We start from the raw sequence: 15,007 nt of genomic DNA, 5'->3' as shown, positions 1-15,007 counted from the left end.
TCAACTGAAAAAGGATCTTGCGCCGCCGCTTCGCGAGGCGGGCCAAGATCCTTTTCTTGTGCGAGCCGCTATGCGGCGGCTTCATCGCTTGTCAAATCGAGAGCCCTCCGTTCACTTCAATGACGGCTCCGTTAATATAGTCCGCTGCGCCGGACGCCAGGAACAGATAGACCTGCGCGACATCTTCCGGTTGTCCGAGCCGGCGCAAAGGCACTTTGCTCCGCATGGCGTCGACAATGTTCTCCGGCATCTTCGCCACCATCTCCGTCGCGATAAAGCCGGGCGCGACCGCGTTCACGCAGATGCCTTTGTAACCAAGCTCGCGCGCCCATGTCTTCGTCATGCCGATGACGCCCGCTTTGGCGGCGGCATAGTTGGTCTGGCCGATATTGCCCTGCACGCCGACGATGGAGGCCGTGTTAATAATCTTGCCCCGTCCTTGAGCCGCCATATAAGGCGCGGCATGCCGAGTGCAATAGAACACGCCGGTCAGATTCACATCGATGACATCGCGCCACTGCTGCGGCGCCATTTTGAGCAGCATCGCGTCGCGGGTGATGCCGGCGTTATTGATCAGCACCTCGATTGCGCCGAAGCGCTCCAGCGTCTTTTCCATAAGCTGCTCCACGCTGGCCGGATCCGCGACATTGCATGCCGAGAAGAGCGCGCGCTCCGCTGCGGAAGGTCCAAGTTCATGCAGGAGACGCTTCCCCGCTTCTTCATTGTAATCGGCGATGACGACATTCGCCCCCGCATCCAGGAACAGCCGCACAGCCGCTTCGCCAATCCCGTTGGCTCCGCCTGTAATGATTACCGTCTTGCCCTCAAGCTTCATGTTCCCCCTCCTGTCTGATTCCTTGCCTTTGCCTGCGCCGGTCCCTCAGGCGGTTCCGTCAAGCGGTCCGGCAGGCCGCCCTGTCCGCCTTTCCCGCCTCTCCTGCCTTCCCGCATCCCCCGGTCATGCTTCCGGCTGCACGGCGATGTCCGCCGCCAGGAACGCCTCCACCGCTTGCAGGAGCTGCGCCGGATCGTCGACCAGCGGGGAATGCCCGCAGTCCTTCAGCGGGACGAACCGGGTGCGCTCTCCCAGGTCGGCGAGCGTCTCGGCGGCCATCGCTTCGCTGATGACCATGTCCCGATCTCCGCGCAGCACAAGCGCCGGGGCCGCAATGCGCCGAACCGCGCCGCTGCCGGCGGCCGCCTCATGGTCGAACACGCTGACATTGAACGTATTTAGCGCATGATATACGTCCATCAGATTGCGCTGCGTCAGCATATCATCGAGATATGCTTCATAACGGGCTGCCTCCGGCCGGTTCTTGTCATAGATGACCGTCTCATACCGCCGCCTTAAAAATGCGCGGTCGCCCCGCGCGATCGCTTCCGCGATCAAGCGATTGCGCTCCAGCGCCTCGATGCCCGCATAGCTCGCAATCCGTCTGCTCCTATGCGGCAGTCCGCTGCCGCCATCCTCATAGAACGGATATCGCGGGTCGATACCGAAGCCAATAAAATCAGCTTCGTCACCGCCTCGGGCCAATCCGCGGCCAGTTCCATCGCTACGCCGCCGCCCGTCGAGCAGCCCATGACCGCGAACCGGTCCAGTCCAAGCTCCCGGGCGAACAGCTTCACGTCATCGGCAAAGTCGCGCAAGGCGCGGATCGGTTGGTGATACGTCGAGATGCCGAAGCCCCGCAAATCGATCGCGTACAGCTTATAGCGGGGATCCAGCCGCTCCAGCGCCACATCCCAATGGTACGAAGAATTCATATTGCCGTGAATCAGCAGCAGGACCTCCTCCCCCCCTCCCGTTCACGGTAACCGAGCGTCTCCCCCTTGGGCAGCAGGACCGATTTCAATGCGGCCTTCGCCTTCATACGGATTCCCCCCATTTCAATGTGAGCGCCCCCCAAGCATAGCCGATGCCCGCCGCGGCCAGCACCACTACGCTTCCCGGGCGAATCAGGCCTTGCTGCACGCCCAGCTCGATGCATAGACCGATATGCCCGAATTCATCCAGATACACCGAACGCCGGGCCGGAATGACCAGCGCCCGGAGCACCGCCTCGTGGGCGGATCGCTTCATATGGAGCAGACCGATAAAATCGATCTCGTCCGGACGCCAGCCGCTGCTTCTCACGGAGCGTTCCACCACCCCGGTGAACCGGGCCATCGATACCGCATCCAGCCGGCTCTTCATCCGGCCGGGATCAGGCACCCGGAACCGCGGCTCTCCCTGGGCGATTAGCTCGGCCGTCAACGGCCGCTTTGTCCCGCCCGCCTGAATAATGACATCCTCGGCAAAGGATCCGTCCGTTATCACGACCGTCTCCATCACTTTCGGATACGCGGCGCCGGCGCCCAGATCGTCCTGCAGCTTCAGGGCGGCTGTCCATACCGGATATTCCTTATGCTCCTCGCCAATATAGATGACAAGATCGATCTCTCCCGGATCGATTGCCGCCCGGGCCAGCGCTTGCCGTGCCGCCCGCACCCCCATCTCGCAAGGGTGATCCTCCGGTCCGGGAACCGGTTTTTGCTTCATGCCGAGCTTCGTCCCGACGATCTCCTGCGGTATGCCGGACGCCCGGGCGATATCCGCGCTCGTCATCCGCCCTTCCGGGATATAGCTCCCCGTGGCCAGCAAGCGGATCGCGTCCGCCTCGTCATATCCGTTACCGATCATATGGCATCTTCCCCCGTTTCATTCGCTGCTGCATGAACAGCACCGCCTCCTCCCAGGAAGCGGCCGTCCGTTCTTCCTGCCCCTGCACATATGTGACGCGGATGCGCCAAGCGCCGCAGGAAGCATCATCGTACCGCGTCTGGCAGCGGATGACGAAGGAGCCGACCGCGGTTCCGCTATCCGCCCTCTCGGGCTGGCTATAGCCCTCCCTGCCGCCGTGCTCCATCATCCGGCTTCCTCCTTCCGCACAGGCCGGGAAGCCGCCTTCCGTTCATGCCCGGGCCGGCCTCCTCCGCGCGTTCTTATCCAGGTGCGCAGCGTGCCGACGATGCCGGCCGGGAACAGCAGCACGACGATAATGTACAGCAAGCCGAAAAAAATGATCCATCGCTCGAATATCGGATGGAACCGTGCCATGCCGTCCGATAAGCGGCCAGCGCGCCTGAAGCTTGCGGGTCCGAGCGATTCCCGGCCGGCCCGGACGGCCCCTTTTCCGCCGCCAAGCCCGCTTCCGCCTCTTCCGCTAACGGCGGGTAATATCCGTACAGCGCTTCGGCCAGCGCAATGGCCCGCTCAAGCAAGGGCTCCGCCAGTCCTGGGCGAATCGTGTCCAAAAACAACAGCGCCTGCCCTTCGAGAGCCAGCAGCTGCACCATCCGGTTGCCTGCGCTTCCGGCTCCGTACTCGGCCAGCCGATACTGCTCGCCGGAAGCCTCATATTGACATTGGTAGCGGAAAATATCGCCCTGCAGCACAAGCAGGTAAGGATGCTGGTGCTTGCTGCGCTCCGGCAGCCCCGCCAGAGCGGCGCAGACGAGTTCCAGGCGTCCGTTCCGTTCGACGAAAGTAAGCGCTGCCAAATGAGCTGAACCACAATGATCCACCCTTCCGTCTGCTCGAAAATCCGCCGGACTTCACTGGACGATAACGGATAATCATAGTAATCGCTGAACAGAACGTCAATTTCTTCTTCATTAAAAGCGAGGTCTTCTCTGGCGAGCTCAAGCAAATGGCCGCGGATACGCATCGAAGCCAATCTGTCCCATTGCGGCCGCGAACGGGAGGAGATAACGATTCGGAGCTTCTCGCAATCGGGCAGATAGGCAAGCACGTACTGCATCCACTGTTCAATGCTGTCCGTCGCTTCCACCAGGTGATAGTCGTCGATGATGAGCAGCGTCTGCTGCGGAAGCATGGTCAATTCATTCAAAAACAAATCCGCCAACGCATAAATATCCTCGCTTCCGCTGCGGCTTCCGCCTTTCATGTCGCCGAGCACCGTCTCCCCGAATCCGGGCACCGCTTGCCTGAGCGTATAGACGATATGAGATACAAAAGGAATGAAGTCATTGTCTTGGGGAGATACGCCGTACCATGCATACGTCAAATCAGAGGATCGAAGAAATGCGGAGAGCGCTGTCGTCTTGCCGAAGCCCGGGCCCGATGTCAACACCGTAAGGGAAAGTCCGGGATGCGGGACAACTGCTTCGCGATACGGGGACGGTGAAGCAGCTGCTTTTTCAAGGGAGGGGGCATCAGCTTCATTTTAAGCACGCGTCCTTCCTTCATAACGAACCTCTCTTTCCCATATTCTCCTGTATATTGTAGCATAATTGATTCGACTGCTAATCTGGTTTCCTCAAAAAAGCGGCCGACTTGCGTCAACCGCCGAACCATTCCCTCATCCGCTTCTTATCCAATTTGCCTACCGCCGTTGTCGGCAGCTCCCGTACGAACAGGAACCGCTTCGGCACCTTGTACTTGCCGATGCGCGCCGAGCAAAAGGCAGCAAGACCGGCCTCCGTGACCGCAGCGCCTTCGTGAACGGCGACAACCGCGGCCACGACCTCTCCCCATTTATCGTCCGGCACCCCGACGACCGCCGCCTCCTTGACGCCCGGGAAGCTCTCCAGCGTCTGCTCCACCTCCAGCGGATATACGTTCTCTCCGCCGGTAATGATCATATCTTTTTTACGCCCGACGATATAGTAATAACCGTCCTTGTCCCGCGAAGCCAGATCCCCCGTCACGAACCAGCCTTCCCGCAAAGCCGCGGCAGTCGCCTCCGGGTTATTCCAATAATGCGAGAACAGGTGCCCGCCCCGGAGCGCGAGTACTCCGACCTGATCCCGTTCCGGCTGTGCTGAATCTCCTGGCAGCGGAATAAGCTTCGCCTCGCTGAACATCATCGGAAGGCCGACAGAGCCGGGCTTCTGCGCCGCAATCGCCGGATCGATCACGAAGTTGTTCGGCCCCGATTCGGTCGCTCCGTAGCCTTCCTTGAACGGAAGGACTTTCGCTTGGAAGGCTTGATATACCGTTAGCGGGCAAGGCGCTCCTCCCGACAGGAACGCCCTCGTCACGTCGTCCGCCGTCAATTGCCAGCTGACGACCGTGTTGACCGCATTCCAATACACGTAGCCAGGCGTCAGCACTACCCCCTTCGGCTTCCCGGTCGTGCCGCCGGTATAGATCATCATCCACGCATCGCCATGCACCGGATGATGGCGCCGCACCGCCGCGCAGTCCGTGCTTGACTCCAATGCCGCGACAGACAGCAGCGCGCTGTCCGCCAGCGGCAGCCCCGCGGCAAGCCGCGACAGCTCCGGCTCATCGGCGTCATACACCATCAGCTTCGGTTCGCAGTCCAGCATAATCCCGTGGAGCTCGGTCACGGACAGCCGCCAATTCAACGGCACTGCAATCGCTCCGATCATGGCGCAGCCGAGCAGCGCTTCCCGCATCTCCGTCTGATTGTGCAGCAGGACGGCCACCCGGTCGCCAAGCGCGATGCCTGACGACTGCAAGGCCGCAGCCAACCGCTCCGCGCGGCGATGCAGAGTGCGGTACGTAAGGCGGAGCCCTCTATACCAATCTACCGCGGCAATCCGATCCGGGGTATGGCGGCACCCATTGTCGAACCATTGAAGCGCGCTGTCATGCATCGCCCGATCCCTCCGTTCCGGCTCAGATCCGTTCGATAATAACAGCGACACCATAACCCCCTCCTACGCATAGAGCTGCCGCACCGTAGCGAATGTGCCTGCGCCGCCTCTCATGAATCAAGGTGACCAGCACACGCGCGCCGCACGCGCCAATCGGATGGCCGAGCGCAATGGCCCCGCCGTTCACATTCACCCGTTCGGGATCAAGCTCCAGCTCGCTCATCACGGCCAGCGCTTGCGCCGCGAACGCCTCATTGATTTCGAACAGGCCGATGTCCTGCAGCCGCAAGCCTGCCCTGCGGATAGCCTCCGTCAGGGCGAGAACCGGGCCCAGCCCCATCCACTCCGGCTCAAGCCCGACTGCGGCATATCCGCGAATGGCTGCGGCCGGGGCGACGCCGTGCGTGTCGGCCGCTTTCCGGGTGCACAATACGACAGCCGCCGCGCCGTCATTGATGCCGGACGAATTGACGCCGTCACCATGCCTTGCGCGCTGAAGGCCGGCCTCAGCCTGGCCAGCGCCTCCAACGTCAGCCCCGGACGGGGATGCTCATCCGCCGCAATCAGGCGTGCCCGCCCTTGCGGTCCGCAACGGTTACCGCGACGATCTCCTCTTGGAACCGTCCGTCCTCCATCGCCGCTTGCGCCCGTTGCTGGCTCCGGAGCGCGAAGGCATCCTGCTGCTCGCGAACCAGTCCGTAGCGTTCGGTAAGGCGCTCCGCCGTCCATCCCATCGGCTGACCGGTAATCGCGCACGTCAGGCCGTCATGCAGCACCGAGTCAACCAGCTCCCCATGCCCGTACCGATACCCTTGGCGCGCCTTCTTCAGCATGTAAGGCGACTGCGACATATTTTCCATGCCGCCCGCCACAATCACGTCCGAATCCCTCGCACGGATGCACTGGGCTCCCAGCATTACCTCCTGCAGGCCCGATCCGCATACGAGATTCACGCTCGTCGCCGGAACCTGCTCCGAAATTCCCGCCTGCAACGAGGCCTGCCTCGCTCCGTTCATTCCAATTCCGCCCTGCAGCACCTGCCCCATATACACCTGGTCTATTCGCTCGCCGGCCGCTCCCGCACGCTGGCAAGCTTCCTTCATGACAACGGCCCCCAGCTCTGTGGCCGCCGTATCCTGGAAGCTGCCCTGCAACGCTCCAATCGGAGTACGCACCGCACTCGCAACGAACACCTCGTTCAAGTCGTCCACCTCTGACGAAATTCGAACATGGCAGCAACAAAAAGAGCGCCGGCCGCTTTCGGCTCGAACGCTCTCTTGCTGACGTTCTGTCTATCGTTTAGGACTTGAAGCGCGCGGACAGCTGCTGCAGATCGTCGGCAATGGTTGCCAAGTGATTCGCATACGACGCCATATCCTGCATCGCCGAATTTTGCTGCTCGCTCGCTGCCGCTACAGTCTCCATTTCTACTAATGTCACATTGGTCATCTCGCTTGCGGCATCGAAAGACTCGATCATCTCGCTGTTGGAAGACGCAAGCTGGGCGCCCAAATCAGCCACATGGCTCAATTGAATGTTCATTTCATCGATAGCTTGGAACATATCCGAGAATCTGTCGGTCACCGCCTGGGTCATCGCGTGCCCCTCGGCCACCGTCTCGACTCCGTTCTGCATGGCGGCCCATACCGATTCGGAGCGCGCTCTCATTTGCTGCACCACGCCCGTAATCTTTCCGGCCGCTTCCTTCGTCTCCTCTGCCAGCTTGCGAACCTCGCCCGCGACGACGGCGAAGCCGCGGCCGTGTTCGCCAGCACGGGCCGCTTCAATCGACGCATTAAGCGCAAGCAGCTCCGTCTGTGCGGCCACCTCTTGAATAAAGGTTACGATACGGTGAATATCATGCGACTGCTGATTCAACCGCTCGGTCTCCTCCTTGGCCTGTTCCGTGTTCTTTGTAATGGCCTCCATCTGCTTCCGCACATTTTCGAGCGCCTTCTCCCCATTCACGGCCCATTCGCTCATCTCATGCGCCGCATGGGAGGAATTCCCGACCAATTCGACGACGCGCTTGAGATGCGCCGCAGACTGATGCGCTTGGGACGTTGCGACATTCAAGCGCTCATTCAACTGTGCCGACTGCGCCGACACTTGCTGATAGGATGCCGATACTTCTTGCAGGGAGCTGAGATTCTCCTCCGAATTCGCCGACAGCTCCTCGGCGGAAGCCGCGACCGATTCGGACACTTCTCGTAATTGCGTCATGATTTCGCCTAATGCCTGCGACATGGCATTGAAATTTTTCTCCAGACGTCCGATTTCATCCGTCCGGCCGCTTGTCGCAATGCGCGCCGTGAAATCCCCGCCCGCGATCCGCTCCGTCATTTGCTGTATCCGAACGACAGGGCGGATGATATTGCGGACAAATCTCCACAGAAATAATCCAATAAGCCCGATAAGCATGACGAGAAACACCGAAGCGATAATAACGATTTGATTCGCTTGCTTATTGATTTCGCCAAGGCTAAGAACCGAGACGATATTGATGCCGAATTTGTTCCGCTTATCGAAGCTGATGAACTCGTTCCGCCCGTCCGCACTGGACAGGAACTCGCCATATTCCTCGGTCAGCAGCTCCTTATATTGCTCCTTGTCCACTTGAGTCCCTTGCTCATATTCCGGGTGGAACAAAATACGATTATCTTTATCGATGAGACTGATATATCCGCTGTCTCCGACTTTGAATTGGCTTACCGATTGCTTGATGTTTTCGATCGAGACATCGATTCCCGCGACACCGGCTCCGTTAGGCAGCGAGTGCGAGAACGTCATTACCAGTTTTCCCGTAATGATGTCCTGATAAGGCTTCGAGACGAAGACCTCGTTCGGGCGCTGCAAGGCCGACTGATACCATTCGCGTTCGGACGCATCATCAATGCTGAGCTTGCTCCCGTTGCTGTCGAGATATTTGTCTCCCAGCACCACATAAGCATTCAAAATCGTGTTGACGTCTCCAGCCAGCTCCGTCACCCGATGCTTGATTCGCTCGATGTCCTGCGGGTACTCGCTAATTGAGTTGGCCAAGCTCCCAATCATATAGGCATTCGTCTCATACGATTGATTCAGCAGCCGCGAAATCGACTTCGTCGCTTCACTAACCTCGTGATACATCATATTCTTCGTATTGTTCGAGGCTGTAATCGTCAACACGACAATAAGAATAATCGTTGGAACGATGATAAAGCAGGTGAGCAGCAGAATCATCTTTTTTTGCATGGAATGCCGAATCGACTGCGCCCAGTTTTTACCGTATTTCACTGTGAAATCTCCTCTTTGTCCGTTTTAAATTCAACTCTGTACGTATATCGGACATTTTCGCCATACTTTTTTATACTATTCAGAAAAAAAGTCAAAAGGTAATTAAAGGAAAGCGAGTGGATTTATCCTCCCCTTGCTCCTTTCTTGGAAGCCTCCCTTCTGGTCAGGTTCAGCCTATCCCAACCGCCTTTTCGGTATTAGTCGTTATTTCCTTCCATCATTTCAGTCATTTCATTCATTTTCAATTCAAGTGGCGGGAAACAAATTTTATTGAAATGAACGTCCGTAAATTACTAACACGACTTGATTGAAATTGAGCAGGTTCAAATATCCGATCCACAATGTTGAGGTAATCGATTCTGAGTAACGGGGAGATTGCATATAAGAGGCTAGGGTACACTATCACGTAACTGAACCAATGGGATAGTTATAATGAACGTGAAAACAGCTCCGTATTTGCTTCATTTCGTAGGTTAAAATGGAAAGTAGGAAAACCACCATTTCAGAGCTACAAAGCAAAAGGAGCTGTTCATTATGAAGGATACCACAAAATACGTTGGTTTAGATGTCTCGAAAGAAAAAATTTCGGTAGCCATTGCGGAAGAAGGCAGAGAGCAGGCTCGCTATTGGGGAGAAATTCCCCATAAACCGGAAGCTGTACGCAAACTAGTCAAGCAATTAGGTTCGCCATCGACACTGGAGGTTTGTTACGAAGCAGGACCTACAGGGTACGATCTGTACCGCTGGCTTACTTCAATGGGGATTTCTTGCAGCGTCATTGCACCCTCGCTCATCCCGGCTCGTCCTGGTGACCATATCAAAACCGACAGACGGGATGCCCTAAGACTAGCCCAGCTACTTCGGGCCGGTGAACTAACTCCTGTCTTTGTTCCTTCTCGTGAAAATGAAGCTTTACGTGATTTGGTTCGAGCTAGGGAGGCCGCCCGTGAAGATCTGCATCGTGCCCGGCAGCGTGTCGTTCATTTCCTGCTCCGACACCAGATTCATCATCCACCTACCATGAAAACGCGATGGACAAAGACCTATGTTCAATGGTTAACCAGACTTACTTTTGAACGAAGAGCCGAGCAGGTTGTTTTTCAAGAATACTATCATACCATCGTGGAATGCGAGATGCGGTTAAAGCGACTGGAAGAGGCGATTGTCATGGAGGCGGCAGAGGGAGCGAATGCGTCCGTGATTCAGGCTTTGCAAGGACTCCGTCGAATTGGTCTGGTTAACGCGGTGACCATTGCAGCGGAAATTGGAAGCTTTGAGCGCTTCAAATCTCCCATGCAGCTTATGGCTTTTCTAGGTCTTGTTCCTCGGGAATACTCTTCGGGTGAATCGAATCGGAAAGGCAAAATGACGAAGGCTGGAAATGCTTCTCTTCGACGTCTTATGGTGGAGGCCGCCTGGCATTACAGGCACCGTCCTGCAGTAAAGGGAAAACTCCGTACTAGATTAGAGGAGCTGGAGCCGGGAATCCAGGAGATTTCATGGAAAGCTCAAAACCGGTTGCACAAAAAATATATGCGTCTTGTCCTTCAACGGGGAAAGCACAAAAATGTCGCGATTGGAGCCGTAGCCAGAGAACTCGTTGGGTTCGTATGGGCCACCGCCAGGGAAGCAGAAAGAGCGAATGCGTAAGAGAAAACGGATAGGCAAGGGGCGATGCCCCCTGCACCCCCTCACTCGCCGTGTGGCAGCTCCCCAGCAATGGCTGGGGATGAAAAATAGTGTGGGTAAAAGGAGTCGTTTGTCAAGGGAAAGCACCTTGACAAACTTACGGAAAGTGCATGTCTGAAATATTGGGCCCGAAGGCAAAGAGAAGGTGTAAGGGAGAAATCCGCGTTTTAGGCACTGCGTTAGTAAGGCTGGCGTATGTCCGCTTTAGGAACACGCGAGGATAGTTGACGGAAGCTCCCTTTGTCGCAGGTATAAAATGTGGTACCCAACCCACGGATAGCAGTGTGCCAGCCGACGACTAGCATTTTGCCTTCGCGCCGAGTATTTGAGCTTTTTGAGGTGGAGCTTGACAAGTCACGTTCATAGCGATAAGAGAACCCGTACACACTCGTTCATCGCATCTCTGAACCATTGGGATAATGCGCATAAAGAGAGAGATACACCATTCACGAGTTCTTGACCTTAAGGGAAATGGCAGCGACGAAGCGTCTTTTTCCACCAAGTAAAAATGGCCTAATCCCTCTCCTTTCGAAAGGGACCAGGCCATTATCCAATCTTAGCTGGTGTGATTATAAGAGCACGAATGCGGAGCTCATCTTCGCGCGCGTCCGCGTGCCGATCCGCCCTGCAGGCGCATTAAAGGGCGCAGCGCCTTCTGGACTAATCGCGGGTAGCTTCCGAGCTCATCCTGGCGCACCACGCGGAACGCGACGAGGCCCACGACAAACAACGCTACAACGACCAACGCCACGATTCCGGCGGTGAGCATATAGACAAGCTTGGCTGGCAGGATGACGACCAGTTGCTCGCCCAATTTCTCGACGCCGAAGCCGATGCCGCCCGCCAGCACGATCGTCAACAGGAAGCCTGTCCAACGGTTGCCGAGCACGTCGAACGGAACGACCTTCTTCATGACCCGCAGGTTAAGCCATGTAATGATGAGGAAGCTGATCATCGTACCTGCGATAATGCCGTAGATACCGAAGTAATTGGCGAGCAGGAAGCTTGACAGCAGCTTGATCAGAATGCCGAGCGTTACGCTGATCATGGCGATGTACGGTTTGCCCAACCCGATAAGAATCGAGCTGGATGTCATCATCGTAATCTGGAATATCGTTCCGATCGTCAGCATCGCAATAATTTCCGATCCGTCCAGCGAGCTGAACAGGAAGCCATTCACTGAGAACGCGCCAACGGAGAGAGCAAGCACAATCGGCATGCCGCTCAGGACGGAAATCCGCATCGCGAGCGAGGTCTGCCGCTTCAGATGATTCATGTCCTTCTTCGCATAGGCCGCAGAGATAACCGGGATAAGCGAGGTACTGAGGGCAATCGCCAAAATCGGAGGAATCCCGGCGATCGACTGCGCCCGCTGTCCGAGAATGGCGTACAAATGAGCCGCCTGGGCTTGTCCCACATCCGGGGACAACAGCGGAATCGTAATCGACGTATCAATGAAGTTCACGGCCGGAACAGCCAGCGATGACAGGACGATCGGCACCGACATGGCGAATATCGATTTGAAAATATCGCTTAATGGCACCTTCTTGGCCCCGGATCGCCGGGCGCGGACGCCGGCTTCCCGATCCGCCTGCCGCAGCTTGCGCAAATAATGGATCATAACGGCGAACGCCCCGATGCTTCCTAGCACTCCGCCGAACGAAGCGGCGGCGGCCGTCCACTCCTGGGACGCTCCTGACTGCAAGAAAATGAAGGCCAATCCAATCGCCGTGATGACGCGCAAAATCTGTTCCACGATCTGGGACATGCCGCTCGCCTGCATCATATTGCGGCCCTGCGTATATCCCCGCATCATGGCGATGACCGGGAACAGGAGCAAGGCAGGCGCGAGCGCCCGGATCGCCAGCGCGGCTTCCGGAAGCTGAATCATATTGGCATACACCGGCGCGAACAGTAACAGCAATATCGTCACGATCAGGCCGGAGCCGAGACCGAACAGCAATGCGGCATAATAGACCCGCTCCGCTTCCCGGACACGGTTCAGCGCGTAGCGCTCCGATACCATTTTGCTCAATGTGCTGGGGATGCCTGCCGTCGCGACGGCCAGAATCAGTAAATAGACCGTCTGCGAGGCGGCGAAGGAGGCATTGCCCACCGATCCGAGCATATGCTCGAGCGGCACGCGCTGGACCAGGCCGAGGACGCGGGCCACCAGCGTTGCGGCGGCAATGATGATCGTTCCTTTGATAAATGATTCCTTTGCCAAACGTTTCCCTTCTTTCTGTATGCCGTCTTCACCGGATGATGCTGCTATTCACCGCTATCCATTAGAACATGAACACCCATGTGAAGAACAGGACGATCATCACGATCTGAAGAACAATTTTTACGGCAATGCTGGAGAACAGCCCGACGACGGCGCCCCAGGACGATTTTAGGGCCTTTTCCGCATCGGCTCCCGTAAAAATCTCGCCAAGAAAAGCGCCGAGGAACGGTCCAAGGACAAGACCGAACGCCGGAATGACAAAAGGGCCGATAATAATGCCGATCGTGCTGCCGACTACCGAGGCTTTCGAACCGCCATAGCGCTTAACCCCCCAGGCGTTGACGACATAGTCTGCGACGAACAGCATGGCCACAATCAATGTCTGTATCGACCAGAACCAGAACCCGAAGGATCCGAACCCAAAAAACAGCCCGTATACAAAGAATGCGGCATAAATGGCGAGCGCGCCCGGCAAAATGGGATAAATCGCGCCAGCCATCCCCACCGCAAATAATACGAGCACACATAACCAGCCTAAGAAGGTCATAGACAAGGGCCTCCCCGTTCAGACTTACTTCAGCACATACTCCCAAATGGCTTGGGCAATTCCGTCCTCATTATTGGATCGCACGACGGCATCCGCCGCCCGCTTCACATCATCCTGGGCATTCCCCATCGCAATCCCAAGACCCGACGCCTGGATGGCAGCCAGATCATTCAGGCTGTCGCCGATGGAGACGGTCTGGGACATCGTGCAGCCGATCAGTTCGCATACCGTCCGCAGACCGGATGCTTTATGAATTCCGGATGGATTGATTTCGATATTATCAGGCGAGGAATTCGACAGCTCAAGACCGCCTATGACGCGCAGCTCCTTCCAGAGCGAGCCGAGCACATCCTTATCCTCATTGAAATAACCGAACTTCAGCCACTCCTCGCTGTCGATGTCGGCATTCCAATTTTCCCGATTATATTGCCGTTTTGTGGAATAAGCCCAGAACCAGGTGTCATGCCACTCCGACAGGGCCACCAGACGCTTCACCGCCTCGCGATCCAGCAAATGGCGGATATAAATCTGATGCGGCTTCTTCCATACTTCGCTGCCATTCACAGTGACCATTGGGGAATCGAGACCCAACTCCTCCGCGTACGGCACCGCATTTTCGAACGCTCGTCCCGTAGACAGGATGACCGTGATGCCCGCTTCGCGCGCGTCCCGTATGGCCTCTGCCGTCTTTTTGCTGATGCGGTGATCGTCGGTCAGCAGCGTGCCGTCCATATCCAGAGCTAACAATTGATATTTACTCATGTTCGTATCCACTCCTCAAAAAAAGACGCCAAAACACATAACGCCATTGTACCATAACACAGCATCAGCAACAAAGACTTCCTGCCTAGATCTTCAGCGCGCAGCCGTCTAACGCTAGTGTGGAAGCTGCGCATATGCGCTGCCCGGCTTCCTCAACCGCCCGGTCACGAACCGCCTATCGTCCTCCGATTTCGCTGTCAGGAGCTTTCCCCACGGGTTGATCGCGGCCGCGGCTGCATCCTGCCTGTACAGGTGAGCTTCGAATCGGTTCAGGCGGACAATCCGATGACGGCACTCAGGAACAGGAGGGTCATAATGAACCTCTTAAACGCCGAGTTGCATTTCGACTGCTTTGGCTTCATCGCTGCCAACACTCCTTTATTCGCACATATGCAAGCTGATGTTACTTCCTGGTTCGTCCAATTATTTAACAGGGCCAACTCTATTGGATAGGGGCAACTTTTAGGTTGCAAAAAAGCAAGGCCGTTGAGATATCGTATGCGGACCACCCCTGGCAGGTGACTCGCATGACGGGTTATCCCGCACGCCCGGTCAGCGCTTCAACTTCAGCGCCCGCACGATGCGCACCAGATTGCTTCGGAATTCATCCACGGGAACCGCCGGGCGGTTCGGCCCAATCGCGACGTGATCATTCATTCCGAATAATACGGTGTATACATCGGGATGCCGGGCCAGCACATCCTCCTTTATGCGCCGCAGACCTTGCGCGCTCGTATTGCCGGGCACGCCCGCGTTGACGATTTCCATGCGATAGCGCTGGCCCAATAAGTACAGGAACGTATCCTCCGGCCGCAAAAAGACACCTGCCGTAATACTGTCTCCCAATCCGATAAGCCGCATGTTGACCCTCCCTG

Annotated in this window: 13 protein-coding genes and 2 pseudogenes; 1 reads left to right on the top strand and 14 read right to left on the bottom strand. The window is 56.9% G+C overall.

Annotation, left to right across the window (positions count from 1 at the left end):
* Nucleotides 1-91: 91 nt before the first annotated feature.
* From fabG to OCY70_RS01865, 10 genes and pseudogenes are all read right to left on the bottom strand, one after another.
* Nucleotides 92-835 carry a 3-oxoacyl-ACP reductase FabG gene (gene fabG, locus OCY70_RS01905; RefSeq protein ID WP_213426483.1) on the bottom strand — a complete coding sequence of 248 codons (744 nt, stop codon included), beginning with the start codon at nt 833-835 and terminating at the stop codon, nt 92-94.
* 123 nt (nt 836-958) lie between these two features.
* On the bottom strand, nt 959-1,393 hold the full coding sequence (locus OCY70_RS35700; protein ID WP_306433905.1) for an alpha/beta fold hydrolase: 435 nt from the start codon (nt 1,391-1,393) through the stop codon (nt 959-961).
* A complete protein-coding gene (locus OCY70_RS35695; RefSeq protein WP_306433906.1) occupies nt 1,390-1,770 on the bottom strand; it encodes an alpha/beta fold hydrolase in 381 nt (126 codons plus the stop codon). Before OCY70_RS35695 ends, OCY70_RS35700 begins: the two co-directional genes overlap by 4 nt.
* A gap of 103 nt (nt 1,771-1,873) precedes the next feature.
* Complete coding sequence (locus OCY70_RS01895; protein ID WP_261944547.1) at nt 1,874-2,686, bottom strand: 3-oxoacyl-[acyl-carrier-protein] synthase III C-terminal domain-containing protein; 813 nt, start codon at nt 2,684-2,686, stop codon at nt 1,874-1,876.
* Nucleotides 2,676-2,915, bottom strand: a complete 240-nt coding sequence (locus tag OCY70_RS01890) for a hypothetical protein (protein ID WP_249724531.1) — start codon at nt 2,913-2,915, stop codon at nt 2,676-2,678. The genes OCY70_RS01895 and OCY70_RS01890 overlap by 11 nt, the downstream gene beginning before the upstream one ends.
* Nucleotides 2,912-3,103 (bottom strand): annotated as a pseudogene (locus OCY70_RS01885) (branched-chain amino acid ABC transporter permease); the annotation flags it as partial. The gene OCY70_RS01890 and the pseudogene OCY70_RS01885, both read right to left, overlap by 4 nt.
* 106 nt (nt 3,104-3,209) lie before the next feature.
* Nucleotides 3,210-4,139, bottom strand: coding sequence for a hypothetical protein (locus OCY70_RS01880; protein WP_261944546.1), 930 nt, complete (start codon nt 4,137-4,139; stop codon nt 3,210-3,212).
* 208 nt (nt 4,140-4,347) lie between these two features.
* Nucleotides 4,348-5,685 (bottom strand): class I adenylate-forming enzyme family protein, encoded by a 1,338-nt coding sequence (locus OCY70_RS01875; protein ID WP_213426485.1) that lies wholly within the window; start codon nt 5,683-5,685, stop codon nt 4,348-4,350.
* Nucleotides 5,654-6,833 (bottom strand): annotated as a pseudogene (locus OCY70_RS01870) (acetyl-CoA C-acetyltransferase). Before OCY70_RS01870 ends, OCY70_RS01875 begins: the two are co-directional and overlap by 32 nt.
* 97 nt (nt 6,834-6,930) lie before the next feature.
* Complete coding sequence (locus OCY70_RS01865) at nt 6,931-8,907, bottom strand: methyl-accepting chemotaxis protein (RefSeq protein WP_213426486.1); 1,977 nt, start codon at nt 8,905-8,907, stop codon at nt 6,931-6,933.
* Nucleotides 8,908-9,441: 534 nt separating this feature from the next.
* On the opposite strand from OCY70_RS01865, the gene OCY70_RS01860 reads away from it, so the two are divergent.
* Nucleotides 9,442-10,557, top strand: coding sequence for an IS110 family transposase (locus tag OCY70_RS01860; protein ID WP_213426487.1), 1,116 nt, complete (start codon nt 9,442-9,444; stop codon nt 10,555-10,557).
* Between the two features lie 631 nt (nt 10,558-11,188).
* On the opposite strand, the gene OCY70_RS01855 is transcribed toward OCY70_RS01860, so the two are convergent.
* From OCY70_RS01855 to OCY70_RS01840, 4 genes are all read right to left on the bottom strand, one after another.
* The gene (locus OCY70_RS01855; protein WP_213426488.1) at nt 11,189-12,823 is read right to left on the bottom strand and encodes a putative polysaccharide biosynthesis protein; all 1,635 of its coding nucleotides are present in this window, start codon (nt 12,821-12,823) and stop codon (nt 11,189-11,191) included.
* Between the two features lie 61 nt (nt 12,824-12,884).
* Complete coding sequence (locus OCY70_RS01850) at nt 12,885-13,370, bottom strand: DUF456 domain-containing protein (RefSeq protein ID WP_197259999.1); 486 nt, start codon at nt 13,368-13,370, stop codon at nt 12,885-12,887.
* 24 nt (nt 13,371-13,394) lie between these two features.
* Nucleotides 13,395-14,132: a Cof-type HAD-IIB family hydrolase gene (locus tag OCY70_RS01845; RefSeq protein WP_213426489.1), complete on the bottom strand. Its 738-nt coding sequence runs from the start codon at nt 14,130-14,132 to the stop codon at nt 13,395-13,397.
* A gap of 552 nt (nt 14,133-14,684) precedes the next feature.
* Complete coding sequence (locus OCY70_RS01840) at nt 14,685-14,993, bottom strand: SGNH/GDSL hydrolase family protein (protein WP_213426490.1); 309 nt, start codon at nt 14,991-14,993, stop codon at nt 14,685-14,687.
* Between the last annotated feature and the right edge of the window lie 14 nt (nt 14,994-15,007).

This window comes from Paenibacillus melissococcoides (assembly GCA_944800085.1).
GTDB classification, from domain to species: domain Bacteria; phylum Bacillota; class Bacilli; order Paenibacillales; family Paenibacillaceae; genus Paenibacillus_B; species Paenibacillus_B melissococcoides.
The sequence above is the reverse complement of the archived record's forward strand: the minus strand, read 5'-3'. Positions and strand labels throughout refer to the sequence as shown.